The organism is Vescimonas fastidiosa, from assembly GCF_018326305.1.
Taxonomy (GTDB): Bacteria; Bacillota; Clostridia; order Oscillospirales; family Oscillospiraceae; genus Vescimonas; species Vescimonas fastidiosa.
This window is the reverse complement of the sequence record NZ_AP023416.1, coordinates 1-16,354: the sequence shown is the minus strand read 5'-3', so window position 1 is coordinate 16,354 and position 16,354 is coordinate 1. Positions and strand designations below refer to the sequence as shown.

The following is a 16,354-nucleotide window of genomic DNA, read 5'->3' as shown; positions in this document are numbered from 1 at the left end:
TTCTATTGTTTTACTCGTCCTGCACCGATTAAGTGCTGTTGCCAGTAACTACTACTTAGGTCTGCATATCCTATCGGGTCGCCTGCGTGGTACATCTGTGTCGGCGAAACAAGAATACCGACGTGTGTTACATACGAACCAGCGTTATAGGTGGAATGGAAAAACACCAAATCGCCTGCTTTTGCCTGCGAGAGTGGCAGATGTTGGGTTGCGTCATACTGTGCTTGTGCTGTTCTCGGTAAGGAGATACCAGCTTTTCCATAGCACCATTGCGTCAATCCCGAACAATCAAAGGAAGTATTCGGGTTACTGCCACCATACACATACTTCCAGCCTTGATATTTCAACGCTTCATTCATTACCTTTTGTGCCAGTTCTCCCGATACCTGCGGAACTGCTAAATACTGATTGACTACTTCCACATAGAACATATTTCCATAGCCATACCGCCAGCCCCATTCTTAGCAACGGCTATCGGGTTGGTGTAGGTTACTTTCTTTCCACCCGATTTCTCACGGGCGAAGCTCTCTGCAAGATTAAAAGTGTGTTTTTTTCCTTTTCCTGCCACATATCCCACATAGCCACCGCCATAGTTATAAGACTGTATCGCTACATTCAAGTCGTCGATACCTTGATTTTTGCAGGAAGAAAGCAGGGACGCAAAATACTTACACCCCTGCTTGATTGAGCTTTCCGTATCTAAGGAATTAGGCGGTAAACCAAGACTTTCCGAACTCTGCATAACATCTTCTGCCGTACCGCCACTTTCTACTTGAATGATAGCAAGTAACACATTGACATACTCGGAGATACCGTTTTCTCTGGCGTATTTTTCTACCATAGGCTGATGTTTCAAGACTTCTGCGGATAGGTTCATACCCGTAATGCCAGAAGAAAAATTGCTGTTCTCGTCGTCGCTGTCCGCACTAATGAGGACGCCAAAGAAAAGCACCAGAGAAAAGAGGATAGGAAACAGACTGCCAATGATAGCGATATGTTTCAGTTTCATTTTTTCTTCTGTCCTTTCTTCGTTACAAGGTTACGGGTTTTCTCTATGGTCTGCTGGTTCTTCTGGACGCTCTGGGTCTGCTGAACCTTTATCCTGCGGTCTTTGGTGTCATTCTGGCGTGTTTCCTGCGATACCACTTTTTCTACATTCTGCCTATGTACTGTCTGTGTAGGCTGGGGTGCTTTCTTATCAGAAGCACCAGAAGATAACGGACGCTCTTTGATAACATTTGTCTTGACTGGCTCACTTGCTTTCGGAGTTGGAGCTGTGGCTGGGCGTTTGACTTCCTGCATTTTTTCAACACTCGGCTTTGGAATGGTTGAAGCTGTGACTGGTCGCTCATGGGGACGGGTAGCTCCCGTTGTCGCTGATCCGTCAGCCTTTCGCTGTACCTGCCTTGCTTCTTGTGCCTTTTGAAGCTCCATACGTTTGTCAGCGATATTTTTCTTACGCTGTTCCTGCTTTTCCAAGCGTCCCGTCTGTCTGGACTGCTGTTCCTGCACCATGCCACGCTTGAAGTCGGACACGCTGGACTTTGCCTTTTCCTTTGCGGAATACACCGCATAAGCGGTCTGTGTCGGCATATCCTTGATATTCTCTTTGACAGCGTTTGCCTTGTCTTTCACTTTATTTTTCGTATCTAAAACAGCACCGACTTTTGAACCTGCACGCTGTCCCATGCTGGAAGTGGTATTGCCCCGATTTTCTTTAGAAGCCGTATTTTTTCTTTCGGCTCTCTTGCCAGCAACGGCACTTCCAGCCACCGCACCAGCTACACCGCCCGAAATACCGCCAGCACTTACCGCCCTTGCAATACGGTGTTCCATACGCCTAGCCCGATGTCGCATAAACAGATACGGTCTGCGGAATATGCGTCGTCCCATGCTTTGACTGTCGCCAGCATTAAGTGAGAACATACTCATTAAGTCGCCCAGCTTCATGTAGATACCAGCGAAACATACTATCTGCAAGAACGCCACCATAAAGAATGGGTAGTCTGTGGAAATGTTGTAAAACATACTGGAAATACTAAATGCCACCGTTACAATGAGCGTTATTCCTGCCCGTGTCATTATGGTATTAAATACTCTCACGATTGCCTGCTTTGCCATGCTTTCATAGCTCGGTATCATGGAAAGTAGAAAACTGATAGGTAAAAACATTGCAAAGATAATAAAAAGTATCTGGCTGAACAACATCATGCCCGTAAGTAAGAATACAAATATTGTTATCCCTAAATTGAAGAACAGTAGGAAGAACACCATGCCTAAACGGTTTACAACCTGCGGTATTGTCAGATTGTTATTGTCGTTGTCCTCGATTTCTGTTTTCACGACTTCCTCTCTGGTTTTCCCGTCCTCGTCCTCTGGACTTGCCGATACAAGAGCGACCACACGGTCTGTCCCGATTTCCTCTGCGTTGCTGTTCCCGAATTGCAGAAGTAGCCACGGCTGTTCCACTTGAATAGAAAATAAGCTGTCCCGTATCAAGTCCACGCTGTCCTTGCCCTCGCTGTCGGAGTTAGGGGAGCATGATTTTTTGTTCCCAAATCCATGAAGCGGTACTGATGTCTGATGAAAATTCATTTATCTTCTTGATGTAATCGGGAGCATAGGCGATAAACGAAGCGGACAGTACGAACACCACTACAAAGTTGATAACGGCGTGAAGTGCCTTGCTGGTTTCCCGTTTGATAAGTCCCGTATAGGCAACATAAAGTCCCACCACTAAGATAATGAGAAGCAGGAAACCAACATAAAAGCCCGTAGAAGAAAAGCCGTTCTGTGTTACGCCTGCAAGGGTCTGTATGCTCTGCCCGATACTGTCTGCCATATCGTTAATGAAGTCCAGCTTATAGGCTTCCTGCACCACATAGCCCGTAGCATTGCTTAAATAAAGGCTTATCGTCCAGACAAAGTTGGTAATGCAGTAAAGCCCGTACTGCACCGATTTTCCAATCCCGTCCAGCCAGTTCCACGGCAACCACGACCAGCTATTATCCACATAAAAATCAAGCTGGTAGTTGGAAAGGGGATATTTTGAGTAAAGATTTTCTGCGTTTATGGTATCGTCCACAAGCCCCGTTGCATGAGCCACCGTCCCCAGAAGTGAAAGCAGGATAAGGGAGAGTGCCACCACGAACAGAGCCATTTTGAGAAAGTGGAAAATCTTCTTTTTTGTGAACGCACCTTTTATCCTTTCTTTCATCACTCCACCTCATTTCTCTGTACGGGCGGTCTGGTATCAAAGGCGTGTAGCAGTTCTTCAAAGACGGGGTGTATCTGTACCACACCGACACGCCCGTATAAGTCCTGCAATAAGCATTGTCCGTTCTCCAAATCACGCAAGCGTTTCTGGTTGTTCTCATCGTCCTTGTCGATACCGAAAAACTCTAAGGTCTGCTTTATCTCGTTTATATCCGTGCTTCTAAAGGCAAATTTCAAGCCGATATTGTTTTTCAGACTTTCCTTTGAAACATCATAGGCAGACTGGGTAACAAAATAAACGCCTGCCTGCATAGCTCGTCCAGCACGAACCAGCTTGTTAGAGAGCGTTTCTCCTTGTGTCACATTTAAGAACGCCCACGCTTCATCAAGGTCTACAATCTTAAAAATGCTTCTGTCGCTGTGAATGAAGTCGAGTGCAAAGGTACTAATCACAATCAGCATAGACACCGATAATAATTCAATGGTTGTGTATTCATTAAAAGTGGTGTCTTTATCTGGCAATACTAAGTCCGCTACTTGAATGATATTGAGCTGATTATCTAGGCTGATTGTATTTTTTACTGTCCCGTCTGAAAACAATAAATGTGCAAAATCATAGTTCGTAAAACTGGCAATATGATTTGCAATATGGTTCGCAATCGGCGTATTTTCTTTCCGTAATTCTGTGATAACATTTAACAGCCCTCGGTGTTCGCTTTCAGATACATTGCTGATTGCACTAATAAGCACAGGAAATTTATCTCCGTCACGGGTAGAGATACCCGTTAAGAATGTTAAAATTTCTTTTGCCAGCGTCGCTCCGTCCTCTTTGTCTTTCATAATCACAAATGGGTCAAGAAGTCCTGCATTGTCCTTGTCGCTGGTAAGGTTTACGATATTGATTTCATGGGCGATTTCTGGGAGCGTTTCTTTCCAGTTGCCACGCTCTGATTTTGGGTCTAAGATAACCGCTTGTCCCCCAAAGAGAACCGAATAATACACCAGAAGATTGTTGCAGAACGATTTACCACCGCCAAGCGAACCGACAAAAGCAGAAGCAAGGGCATTTGTAACTGTGCCTTTTACGCCTTGCGAAGCTAACGACGGTTGCAGGTACACATTTCTTCCCGTATCAACGGAATATCCCATATAGATACCCGTAGTTTCCCCTAACTGCTGTGTTGCACCAAAACCAAGACCAGCCAAGAAGTCTGATTTTACATACTGCACATAGTCGTTGATATATCGCTTGCTGGCTGGAAGAAATTCAGAATGAAGCCCCAGCATATCCCCAGCAGGACGCACCAGCTTTACATTGAGGTCGTCGTAAAAGTCCTTGACTTCATCACAACGGCGTTTTAATTCGTCCAAATCATCAGCCGATACACGCACTACATAAGAGAGCTTATACATACTTTCTTTTGTCTGGTCTAAGTCCGTTTCCAGCTCGTCCACGCTGTCTAATGCGTCCACCACATTTGAGCTGGTTTCACTTCCAGCTTGATAGGCGTGATTATCAAGGTCTTTCAATTCCTTTTTCTTATTGCGGACGGTTGTTAATGCTTTTCGGTTTTCCACGATTTCTACATTCATAGAAGTATCAACGGGGAATGTGAATTGCTGTTGCTGGAAATAGAAGATTTCAGACGACGGAAAATCAAGCTCCCCGACAATCGCATTGACAGTAAAGTAGGACACATAGCTTTCCTTGTCCTCATGTTCCAATCGTAAATACCGCTGGCTTTCCTCAATCACACACCTTGTCGGGCGGATAAGGTCGTAGTATTTTATCAGCGTTTCTTTCTGCAATTTCTTCTTTGGTAGCTGGTACTCATAATCTTCATAGGCGATACCGTCCCTGCCGTAAAGATGTTCCATGAGATACCCAAAATCATGGATTTCCAAGCGACGCACCTTAAAGCGACGGGAGATTTTATTTTCCAGTAACTTTTTCCATTTTTATGTAACGGTTGATTTCATCATTCGGCATGGAAACAAAATCATTCATCAGCGTGTGGTTCACTTCATGGAGAAATTCTGTGAACGTCAGCCACACCGATTTTTTGATGTTCTTCAGATTGAGCTGTTCTTCCGTAACCATGAGCTTAAAGCCAAGAAAAAAGCGGTAGTCCACTTGATTGTCCCCAATCATAGATACTAACGCTTCGGTCTGTTCGTCTATCTTCTGATAGGCAACTTCCTTTAATTTTCCAGTTACCAGTTTCTTTGACTGCTCCTGCATACTGCGGATTGAGCTTTCTGTGGCAATCTGCAAGGCATGAATTTTACCCTCACGGGACTGTGCAATGAGCTGGCGAAAACTGTCATGCACGATAAATTTCTGCTCTGCGGATAAGAAAGAATAGTTGTACGGTATCAGCTCATAGTAAGCGAACACCTCATTGTCCTTGTTCCAGACAAGGTTATTGTCAATATATTTTATCGGGAACATAGTTCACACTCCTTACTGCCGTGATTGTTTCATTCAAGGTCTGCTTATGCAGTTTTACGGCTTTTCCTGCATAAGTGATTTTAGGTCGCAGGGCATAGGTTATCTGTGATTTCAAAAAGCTGTACGGCTTCTTTCCGTCAAAAGTTTTCTGCGACATAAACCAAGTGAGAGCAACGGGAATACCAAAATATTTGAGAAATGCTCCCTCAATCATGGAAAGTGGGGGAATATCCCCAAACAGAATGATGAGAAATTCCGTAATCACAAACCATGTAATCTGTGTAAAAGTAACGGGAAAGGGTAAGTTAAAGTCATTGATTGCATACAAGACTTTTTCCACGTTCCAGATACCCGTGTAGCTTTTAATCTTTTTCAAGTTCTTTCAGCTCCTTTCGTAAGTTTCTAAATAGAAAAGGACAGCCATGTTTCAGACTGTCCCTTAAAAGAGAAATACGCTGTCAGTAGCAACAATGCTTGTCGCTGATCTTCCAGCGTTAATATGGTATCTCGCACATACCTCGGCTTGTTTCAATAAAGCAACCGCCCATATCCAAATCTCGCCCGTAGGCTTCATAGTCAATGTAGTTCTGTAAGCTGGGTGGAATGTCGCCAAGTGCCTACGCAATTCGTCTATGTAGTAGTAGGCAACGTCTGTCATGGTTTCACAGTCGGGATAATAATAAATATCGTCCTTGTGTTCCACGACTTCTTCCAGCGTCCCAAAGTGGCTGATAAATTCGTCCAGACATTCTACGATATAGTCGGGAAGTTCCTCTATCATTTCATACATCTCGTTGAGTTCTTCAATGGAAACATACTCGCCAATCGCAATGGGAAAGTTGTCGGTATCATGGATAGCGTACTCTTCATACTGTTCATTTAAGCCGATTTTTTCTTTTACATCTTCCTCGTCAATGGGGAACGTGAACCAAGCACCAACTAAATAGCCCTCATTGTATTTGCCAAGATTAGCAATGTAAACCGCCATATCATCAATCATAAGCACCACCTCATTTCCTACTCTGGCAGTTCAAAAATACCGTGTTCTGTTACTAAAAATTTCCCGTGTTCCTGCAAGTGAAAAGCATAGGCTTCAAAGTCAAAGTAGTATTCTTGACAGTCCTCGGATAAATGTTTGAACGTCGGGTCATTCATCAGCTTTTGCCTTGCAACATCTATCATGCTTTTGCAGTCGGGATAAACGGTAATCACGTTCCTGCAAATATAAAGTGCTTCTAAATTCTCAAACACCGTAAGCAGTGATACATATTCTTCCTGCATATCGCTTGAAAGCTGGCGGTACATAAAATCTAATTCGTTGAGCTGGTACACGCTTGTATGTTCGTGAACTTCATCAGCATAAGGCAACACCTTTTCGATAATACGATAATCCCCACTTTCTGCACCGATACCTAACTTTTCTTCAAACTCGGCAACATCTATCGGCAGGTCGAACCAGTATGATATTGTTTCTTCGCCAGTTGTTCCTCTCGTTTCCACCAGCACCCTTGTTTCCTGCATTGTTCCTCACGTCCTTTCTGTTGCTTCATCACATCTTTTAAGCTCTGGTACGACATACCAAACACATACTTTGAAAAAATCTTCTAACTGTTTTATATCATAATTCGTAAGCGGTAATCGCTTCATTTCATGCCACACTTTACGCTTGTAAGAGGGCAGGTTAGAAATATAATCACAGCCGACGTTTGCTTCGCATATCCTTAAAAAATATCGCTCATTTCATCACTCCAATCTGATTTTAGGTAAGAAAAAAGCAGTCAATCCTAAGACTAACTGCTTTATGTATATGGATATAATTTGATTAAGTTTTAAAACCAGTTTGTTTTTTCATCTCTAAATTGAGGGTTATCGCTGTGTTGATATGGATTATAGTTATTCAGATTGCAACCATATTCTTTTAATGATTTGATTTTGTTATCTTCTGTCCATTCAATTAAGGAAATACCGTCAAATTCTTCAACGCTTCCCGTATTCATTTCATTTTTTAAAAATACCATTCTACGACAGTTTGATTTTCTTTATGAAAGAACTGTTTAATATCCCAAATAATGACTTTACCACGAGTATTCCATTCATTAAACCAATGTTTTACTGTTTTAAGATTTTCATATTTAGGACACCAGCTTTCCGTATAAACAACATCTTCTGTAAAAATTTTATCTATTCCTAAGTCTTGCTGTTTCAACCACATATCAAACCATAAACGAATAATTTTTTCTCTCTCATTCAAAATAGAACACCTCGATTACTTCTTTTTTCACATTATAGCACCCATACATCAGCCCCACAATAAAATTTTATGCACCGATAATCTTATTGAACAGCTCTAACAGTACATCTTTCACACCGCCAGCATTGAATACCAAGCCGACAGCAATCAAGGCAACTACCAAGAAACCGATAAGTTTTGAAAACTCACGCTTGAACCCTAAGTAGATACCGATAACCACAATCGACATAAGCACTAAGCTCTGTGCGTTGCTTAAAAACCATTGATACAAATTTTGCCCGAAATTCATGTTATTTGTCCTCGCTTTCTTTTAATTTCTTCATTTCATAGTCAGCTCCTTTGCCAACACTTAAAATACACATCAAGGCTACGCCGATACCCGTTCCAACAGATACCAGCAGGAAGTCTTTCAATAATTCCCACATTTTTTCATCACTCCTAACTTTCTACTAAATCTTTTGCAGGGGTCGTCTGCTGTTTGATTATCATTTCATGCTTTTCTGTGAGCTTTGCCTGCTGTTCGATAGTTTTCATGTAGTCTGTTCCGTTTCCCTTATCAATCCTTTTCAGCATTTTCAAGGTCGGTGCTACCTGCCGTTGTACCCACCGCAATGTACGGTCTAAGGTGTAAGGCTCTGGCTTTGTCGTCAGCTTCAAGCTCTGTCTGTTATCGCCGATAAACCACGCCCAGCGGTCATTGAGTTTCCAGTCATTTTTTCGCTTGTCTGCTTCTTCATCAACAAACCGCACATACTGGTTGATGATAGAAAAGGCAGTCTGCTCTGCGTCATAATAGGTCAGCAAATCTCGTACTGCATAATAGGCACGTTCATTTCTAAGCCGTATCTCAAAACGGTTGATAATGTCGGCTTCTTCCAGCGGTGTCCCTAACTTGACGTACTGCTCATAGTCCTTTTCATAGATACAGAAATACACATCTGATTTTAGCGAACCAAGATAAAGGGTGCGTCCCATATATTCTCTGTCGTCCTCTCTATGCTTGATAAGCTCGCCCGACTGATAAAACTTATAACTTCTGGACTTTCCGATATATTCCCGTTTCCTGCATTTTTCCGCAAGCTCTGGAATATCCAAAATACCCGTATGGTCGTTGATAGCAAGGTCGATACGCTTCATCACGCCACCGTCTATGAGTGCGTCCATGAGAAAGTCATACCAACTTCTTTGTTGTGCCAGCAGGTAACTTTCAAACTGTCGGCAACCACGCCCCTTTAACTCTAAAAGGACACCTTTTTCTTCGTCAGCCGACGTATAGATAAAGATGTCCCCTAAAGAATAATGCTCCGTATAACTGTAATGTCCGTAATCTTCATGGAGCATATAATTGATATTCAGTTTTAATATATCTTTGATGATGTGCTGTATATCCAGCGTGGGAAAACGAATTTTCACATAATCAAACAGCATGGTAAGCGGTACTTCTGGATTGAACCTTGCCAGTTCCTTATGCAGAGTTTCCAGAAGTTCCTTTGACGGCTTCATTTTTCCACTTTCTATCTTGTTGAAATATTCCCTTGTGATACCAGAAGCCACCGCCAGCCTGCCTTGTGAGATACCGTAAGCAATCCGTTTCTCCCGTAATTCTTTTATCCGTTGTTCTTCATTCAGAACCATACCCCCAATCTGTAAAGTGTGAAGTTTTTTAAGGCGACTTCACAGCCGATTTTTGCTAGAAAACCATGCCAGAAGCCTTATGTTTCCTATGTTTTTTGTCTATTGTCTATTTGCAAACGTACCCCTCTGTTAGATACCGAGGGGTTTTACCTGCTGGCGTGGCTGACGCCACACCAGCAACGGCTAGTCCGTGCCGTCGCCTTTCGCTTCGCACGTCGCCGTCCCGTCCTGCCTTGCTTGTGCAAGAGAGCCGATAGTCTGCAAAAAATCATGTCCTTTCGGGACTAAAGGCGTGTAAAACTCACTGATAACACTTGTTCCCACATCACAATAGCCACGCCCCTTGATACGCTTCTGGAAAAACTGCTTTTTCACATCTGAACCAAACAGCATACCGTAACCTAATTCGCTGATACGCCCAAGTCCCACACGGAAATTGAAGTTATCTCTGATACCGTCCGAGAAATACTTTGCGTCTGGACGCTGGCAGGCAACGATAAGGAAATAACCTGCTTGTCGCCCTAACATAACGATTTTCTTTAACTGGCTAAGTAGGCTCACGCTTTCTTTTGTCCCCAGCATTTCAAAAAACGCCACATATTCATCAAAGATAAGAAAGCAGGGTGGCAGTCCCAGATAGGCGTAGTTTTCGCCCGTCTTATAGTTCGGGTGTCGCTTCATTTCCTCACTTCGCTGTACCATGCCCTCATAAAAGGCATTGACGCAATCTATCATTTCTTCTTTGGTGTGATACACATTTCCCATAACTGTCCCTAAGTCTGCAAGGTCAGCGTTCTTCGGGTCTAAGATATAAAGGACAGCGTTGGTATGCAGTAAGGCTTCAATGAGCGTCAGCAGAAAATAGGTTTTACCGCCACCAGTCCCACCAGCAATCAGAGCATGAGGGAGTGCGTCATATTCCCAGACAAGATTTTTCATCAGTCTAAGACAGCCGTTTTCTGCCCGTACTTCATCAATGGTAATGCGGTTCGCTATCATATCATAAAGCAGGGTATATTCGATATAGCCGTCATGCAGGGTCTTGTCGGTCAGCTCACAATACAAGCCACTTTCCAATTTATCCTCTAACCGTAAAAGCTGGTCTTGATATTTTCCTAATGTGATTTCACATCGGATATGAAGCAGTCCCTTTTCCATTTGATAATAAATCTTTGGAAACCAGACGATTTTTTCCCTTGATCTGCTTTGCAGGTCAGTAAAAAAAACGCTGTCTTGTATGGTATCGGCTTCATACCACTTATTTTCCAGTATCATTCTTGCCAGCTTTTGACGGTGCAGGAGCTTCTTGAAACTGTCGTAACAGAATCGGTAATACAGAAAAACGACCAATGCACAAACACCAGTCGCTATCAGTATGGTTATGAAGTTGTAAGGGGAGAGCGTCAAGCCGTTTTCTAACAAGCTGAAATGCTCCCAATCGGTACGCATGAGCTGTTTTATATTCAGTAGCAGAAGAACCGCCACGAATATAAACAGAAGCGTTCCTATGGAAAAATGGTAGACAAGGTGCTTGTCGCTGGCTCTGATACGGTGTCCTTTGTTCCAAATCTTACGCATAAATCAATCACTCCTTTCTGGGTAAGAAAAAAGCAGTCAATCCTAAGACTAACTGCTTATATCATTATTCGTGTTTTTTCCCAACAATATAGGTTGTTACTAACATTCCTATCAGCAAAATAATTATAGCTGGATGTTTTACAGTATTCCATAATGAAATGCCACCAACTAAAAAACTGATATAGCAAATAATAGGATATAGAATAGCAGTTCCTAATGTAAATACTCTAAATACTGTTAATACATATCCCCAGTTTGCATTATTAAAAGATAGCCCTGCCATGTGTATTCTGAAAATTCCTTGTGATACAAAATTAACTTTATTTGTATCATAATATGTCGGTAATAATTCTTTCGCAAAAATGCAAAGCCAACTTGCAAACAAAAGCATTAACAAAGATATATACAAACTATCTCCCATTTGTTCTATGGAAATTCCAGAAACAGTTAATAATATTGCCTCTATAACTACCACACCGATTGAGATAAGAAATGCAAATATCCAGTTCTTTTTTCGTTGATGAATTGTATCACGCAACGACAAGTCTAACGAGTTTACAACAAGAGTTTCTACCACATCACTATTTAATGTCTTGTTCTCTTTTAATTTTTCTCCTTGTAAAAGTTCTGTTACTGTAATACCAAGTATATCAGCAATAGGGATAAGTAATGTAACATTTGGCATACTGTTTCCACGTTCCCATTTACTAACTGTTTTATCCGACACAAACAACTTATCTGCTAAGTCCTTTTGTGTCATTTGTTTTTCTTTTCGCACTTCGGCTAAAAATTGTCCAAATTTTTCATTGTTGATTTGATACATTTGTGCCACCTCCTATCGTTATTTTAACCATTTACGATAAGGTAGGCAATCTACTAACGGGAGAGTACCTCTATTTTTTCTAACTTATGAGGAGAATTTTTTATTTTTTTCGGCTGTCCCTGCGGTGTATGGGTTCTGTGGGCTACCTGCGTTCTGGTTGCCTTTATTCTTCAATACAATATCCTCTGCCTTTACATACCAGTCCACATCTGCACCCGTATAGGTTTTTCTTGATACCGTATCGGCTACTGGATTGACAAGCTCCACAACTGCATTGTAAGGAAATTCCCTTAACGGTACTTCTGGCGGTACAGACACGGGGATAATTCCACCGTGCAGACTGCACTTCAAATCATAGATACGCTTTTTAAGCTGGGTACTCGGTGTCCCGTCCTCATTCTGCAAGAACACATCACGTACCGCTGTAAATTTTAATTCTCCAAATGTTTTCTCTTTGTCAATAACAAACCCGTTTGATAATCTCATAAATTCTTCACTCCTTTACTTTTCTTCAACTGCTACAATATCATCAGCAACTAATACATAATCGGTATGTCCCATATCCCCGATTGCGTAACCTCTGCCGTATAACTTCGGATTGACAAGTTTTACTTTCTGCTCATACTTGAACTTCTTTTCGCCAGCCTGCACGGGAATTTCTACCACAACATTTTCGCCTTTCTGTACGTCGGAATAAAGGTTATAGCTTCGTCTGGCTAAGACCCTGCGATTATTTTTATCTCTTTCAAAGACTGGCTCGCTTTCGCCTGCAAATTCAAGAGTTCCAAAAGACTGTGCCATATCTGGCACGACATATTTCATTTCCATATTGTTTTACCTCGTTTCTTTCTATATTTGATAAGTTTTTTAATTGTGATTTCTTATTCTGGCGGTTTGGGAAGTACCAGCAATCCCCCCAGATAGTAAAGGGTAAAATCAATGCTTACGCACCCTTGACTATCCGTGTTCTTGCAGGTTGTTGGCAGACAAGCCAGAATAAGCAAAAAATCTGCCGTTTGACAGCTTCGGCGGAGAGCGTGATTTTTCTTTCCTCATACCGTTACCGCCTTATGATTTCTTCATTTTACGGCGTTTGTAAAGATATGTTCCAGCCAGTCCACCAGCAGACGCAAGCAACATCACGATAAATGCCATTACATTTGTACTGTCGCCCGTTTTGGGACTGTCGCTAGGTCTGTTAGGCTTTTCCGGTGTCGGTGGTGTTTCGGGTTTCTCTGGTTCTTCTGGCTTTTCCTTAAAGGTAATCGTCTGTCCCTTATCCTCAATATCCTTATGCTCGGTAACTTTCTTCGGCTCGTCTGGATTGCTTAAATCGTATAATTCCTCAAAAGTTACAAGCTGTTTGCCGTCAAGAGAAGTAGCGTCAAACGTAAAAGCAACTTCCACTTTCATAGCTTCGCTGTCAGCAATAAAAGTGTAATCACTTTCCACACGTTTTCCATTGATAAGAAGTTCTGCATTTTCTTCTTTCAACATCTGCCAGCCCACAAGTTTGTACTGTGTACCGACTTCTAAGCCCTCTAAGGTTACGGTATCAATGATTGTAACGTCTTTTCCTGCTTTAAGCTCTTTATTGCCGTCCTTATCGGTAACGGTAGTATGTATCTTGATGATACGCTCTGTGATAAGTACCGTTTGCCCGTCGTCCTCAATGTCCTTGTGTTCTGCAACTTTTACGGGTTCGTCTGAATTGCTGAAATCATATAATTCTTCAAAGGTAACAAGGTTTTTGCCACCTAAAGCAGACGCATTGAATGTATAGGAAATTTCCACTTTCATTTCTTCATCATCAGCGACAAAGGTATAATCGTTTTCTACACGTTTCCCGTCAATGATAAGCTCGGCGTTTTCTTCCTTTAACATCTGCCAGCCTTTGAGCTGATACTTTGTGCCTTTTGTAAGTCCGTCTAATTTGACAGTATCAACGATTGTAACCTCTTTTCCTGCAAGGATAGTCTTTTCGCCGTCTTTGCTGGTCGCTGTGGTATGAATAGAGATTTCTTTTTCGTATTCATCAGTCAGCGTTCCCTAAATCAATCACAAGGTTATTTCTTGATACCACGATTTCAAAAGGTGGGATAAGTTCAAAGCCTTTGTTACTATCGCAACGCATTTCTTCAATGATATAGGTATCATAAGGTAATGCACCCCTTGCTGTCGTCTGGTTCAGAAGTCCCAAACCACACACCGTCCTCACTGGTCTTGCCTGCGTTTGTATTGTGCTTATGAGAAGCCCAGTCAGCAGAAGTGGAGAATTGCCCGTTATCATCAGTTACCACGACGTGATTTTCGCCCGTTGTCTTGCTTGTGATCCTAAAAGGAACATCAGCAAGACGCTTGTGTGTGCCTGCACCGATTTTTACACCCTCAATATCTCCACGCTTAATCTGATTATAGATAGAATGGGCTTTTTCGGTTAAGTCCACGATTTTTCCATTTTCTGTGATTGTAAAATCAATCGGCTTTGCACCGTCAGTTAAGTAACCGTTGGGAGCTTCACTCTCAACGATACGGAATTTTCCATAAGGTAAGAGGTCAGAAGAAGTAGAAGCGACACCCTCAATATCTGTACGAATTGTCTTTACCACTTCATTTTTCTTGTATAACTTGCCCTCAACCAATACTGCATTATCATTTAAGGAAATGATGTCAAAGGCAGTATCTTTCAAAGTGGCACTTCCTTGTGGCTTTGTATCGCCCGTTTCTAAATCTCGTTTCTGAATTTTGACACCGCCACGGATAACCTTGTCTGATACGGAAAACTGGTTACTTCCAGATAATACGGCAAGGTCGCCGTCCTCGGTAATCTGTGTTACATATAAGCCTTTTATCTGTTCGGACTTATCGCCAGCATCGCATATATGCACCCTCTAACAAGTAGCCGTTTGGAGCTTTTGTTTCTTCTACGGTTAGTGTTCCAAGTGGAAGAACCGCCTTGCCGTCCTGCATATAGAAGCTGTCGCCAGATACTTTGTATGTGTCCGCTAATTTTGTGATGTAATGAGTTGTCCCGTCGCTGTCTGTTTCAGCGATTGTCTTTGTAACCCATGTACGAGTAGCTTCGGCAGGGAGATTGTCTTTATTGTAGAAGCCAGCATAATACTTCCATGTAAATTCCGCACCTGCTAAAGAAGCGTTCCCTTGCGGATTGTCTTTCTGTGTTTCCATATCAATCTTGAAAAGCTCAATCAAAGTGTCCGTTACTTTTGGCGTATCTGATACTTTCAAAATTGCTGTCTTTCCAACTTCAACCTTTAAGGAATATACAGTTTTATCCACTTTATATCCTGCTGGTGCGTATAATTCCTTGATATAGACTGTGCCTGCTTTTACCTCTGCAATATCTGTGTTTCCGTTTTCATCAGTCGTAAGGGTGGCAAGCTGTTTTGTGCAGTCTTTATCAGAAAAGACACCGTATGTTGCACCTGCAATATAGTAATTCCCATTACCGTCGGTAATGCTGGTATTACTGGAAGTCTTTTGTAGTTTTGCATTTCCGACATTCAGTTTCGCCCAGAATTGTCCTAATTCCTGCCCCTCGCCAGAGTAGATATAACCGCCACATTCATAGCGTCCTTTATTTTCTTTGACAAAGGCTTTTGCACCAGAGAAAACTTCGTCCTGCGTAGCCTTTTGAATTTCATCATAAGAAGCTCGCACGTTATCACATTGCCAGCCAAGATGTACGCTCAATCTCTGCCAGACAACACATTGTTCCAACAGATAGAGTTGCTTGTAGTTCAGTTCCTTGTGAGCTTCGCCATACTGTTTGACATACTCTAAGGATAACGCCACATCTGAAATCTGGTCGGTACTCATGCGTGAGCTTGCGTCAGCTCTGGTCTTGTAACCATTTTTGAAATCTGTATTGATGTCGATACAATAGGCAGTTTCGCCCTCAACTTTCATATAGCCCTCATTGAATGTCGAACCGATAGAACCGTCATTCATTACTTTTTCAATGATACCGACACGCTCTGCACTTTCCGTCCAGTATTGCTTGCTTTCTGCATGAACGGGTGTAGTCGGTAAAGAAGTAACGACAGTTGCAAGAGCTAAGAAGCCCGTACACAATCGTTTCCATGTCTTTTTCATAGTTTAATGCTCCTTTCATTTTTGGTAATAAAATAGCCGTCCAATAAGAACGGCTGGAAATAGAAAAGGAACGTCATTTTAGGCGTTCCATAGTCTATAAGTTATTCAATTTTTTCTTGTTTCAATACTGATGTGCTGTACCATATCTTTGCATATCTAGGAAAACTTGCGTATCAAGGCTCATTCGTTAGTAGTAAATAAGTAGTAAATTGATGTGTTTGTTTCCTTGAAAATGCTGATAGATACTGTGTTTTAGCGGATAATCAGATTTTTATTGTGTTTT

General features: G+C 42.1%; 8 protein-coding genes and 9 pseudogenes. All 17 read right to left on the bottom strand.

Translation table 11 applies throughout. The annotated features are described in order from the left end of the window. Positions 1 to 2: 2 nt before the first annotated feature. The 17 genes and pseudogenes from KI236_RS07230 to KI236_RS07155 all read right to left on the bottom strand — a co-directional run bounded on the left by KI236_RS07230 (position 3) and on the right by KI236_RS07155 (position 16,071). Positions 3 to 1,009, bottom strand: a pseudogene (locus KI236_RS07230) (C40 family peptidase). Beyond that, positions 1,006 to 3,217: pseudogene (locus KI236_RS07225) on the bottom strand (CD3337/EF1877 family mobilome membrane protein). Before KI236_RS07225 ends, KI236_RS07230 begins: the two co-directional pseudogenes overlap by 4 nt. After that, positions 3,217 to 5,668: pseudogene (gene tcpF, locus KI236_RS07220) on the bottom strand (conjugal transfer ATPase TcpF). Before tcpF ends, KI236_RS07225 begins: the two co-directional pseudogenes overlap by 1 nt. Further along, complete coding sequence (locus KI236_RS07215) at positions 5,646 to 6,044, bottom strand: conjugal transfer protein (protein ID WP_010723729.1); 399 nt, start codon at positions 6,042 to 6,044, stop codon at positions 5,646 to 5,648. The pseudogene tcpF and the gene KI236_RS07215 overlap by 23 nt, the downstream one beginning before the upstream one ends. Before the next feature lie 118 nt (positions 6,045 to 6,162). After that, positions 6,163 to 6,668 (bottom strand): annotated as a pseudogene (locus KI236_RS07210) (antirestriction protein ArdA). A 17-nt stretch (positions 6,669 to 6,685) separates the two neighbouring features. Beyond that, positions 6,686 to 7,189 (bottom strand): antirestriction protein ArdA, encoded by a 504-nt coding sequence (locus tag KI236_RS07205; protein ID WP_212820709.1) that lies wholly within the window; start codon positions 7,187 to 7,189, stop codon positions 6,686 to 6,688. Next, positions 7,108 to 7,407 (bottom strand): annotated as a pseudogene (locus KI236_RS07200) (hypothetical protein). The gene KI236_RS07205 and the pseudogene KI236_RS07200 overlap by 82 nt, the downstream one beginning before the upstream one ends. 90 nt (positions 7,408 to 7,497) lie before the next feature. Then, positions 7,498 to 7,919, bottom strand: a pseudogene (locus tag KI236_RS07195) (nuclear transport factor 2 family protein). 67 nt (positions 7,920 to 7,986) lie between these two features. After that, entirely contained in the window at positions 7,987 to 8,208 is a 222-nt protein-coding gene (locus KI236_RS07190) for a hypothetical protein (RefSeq protein WP_003060793.1), read from the bottom strand. 1 nt (position 8,209) lies between these two features. Then, a complete protein-coding gene (locus tag KI236_RS07185) occupies positions 8,210 to 8,344 on the bottom strand; it encodes a DUF3789 domain-containing protein (RefSeq protein ID WP_003061156.1) in 135 nt (44 codons plus the stop codon). Positions 8,345 to 8,357: 13 nt separating this feature from the next. Continuing rightward, complete coding sequence (gene mobT, locus KI236_RS07180; protein WP_003062030.1) at positions 8,358 to 9,554, bottom strand: MobT family relaxase; 1,197 nt, start codon at positions 9,552 to 9,554, stop codon at positions 8,358 to 8,360. A 183-nt stretch (positions 9,555 to 9,737) separates the two neighbouring features. Next, entirely contained in the window at positions 9,738 to 11,132 is a 1,395-nt protein-coding gene (locus KI236_RS07175; protein ID WP_048923954.1) for an FtsK/SpoIIIE domain-containing protein, read from the bottom strand. 64 nt (positions 11,133 to 11,196) lie between these two features. Beyond that, entirely contained in the window at positions 11,197 to 11,955 is a 759-nt protein-coding gene (locus tag KI236_RS07170; protein WP_048923953.1) for a helix-turn-helix domain-containing protein, read from the bottom strand. 53 nt (positions 11,956 to 12,008) lie between these two features. Next, a pseudogene (locus tag KI236_RS07165) lies at positions 12,009 to 12,441 on the bottom strand (YdcP family protein). A 15-nt stretch (positions 12,442 to 12,456) separates the two neighbouring features. Beyond that, complete coding sequence (locus KI236_RS07160; protein WP_005339720.1) at positions 12,457 to 12,783, bottom strand: YdcP family protein; 327 nt, start codon at positions 12,781 to 12,783, stop codon at positions 12,457 to 12,459. Next, positions 12,731 to 13,011 (bottom strand): annotated as a pseudogene (locus KI236_RS12300) (hypothetical protein). The gene KI236_RS07160 and the pseudogene KI236_RS12300 overlap by 53 nt, the downstream one beginning before the upstream one ends. A 12-nt stretch (positions 13,012 to 13,023) precedes the next feature. Continuing rightward, positions 13,024 to 16,071 (bottom strand): annotated as a pseudogene (locus KI236_RS07155) (SrtB-anchored collagen-binding adhesin). Positions 16,072 to 16,354 lie beyond the last annotated feature (283 nt).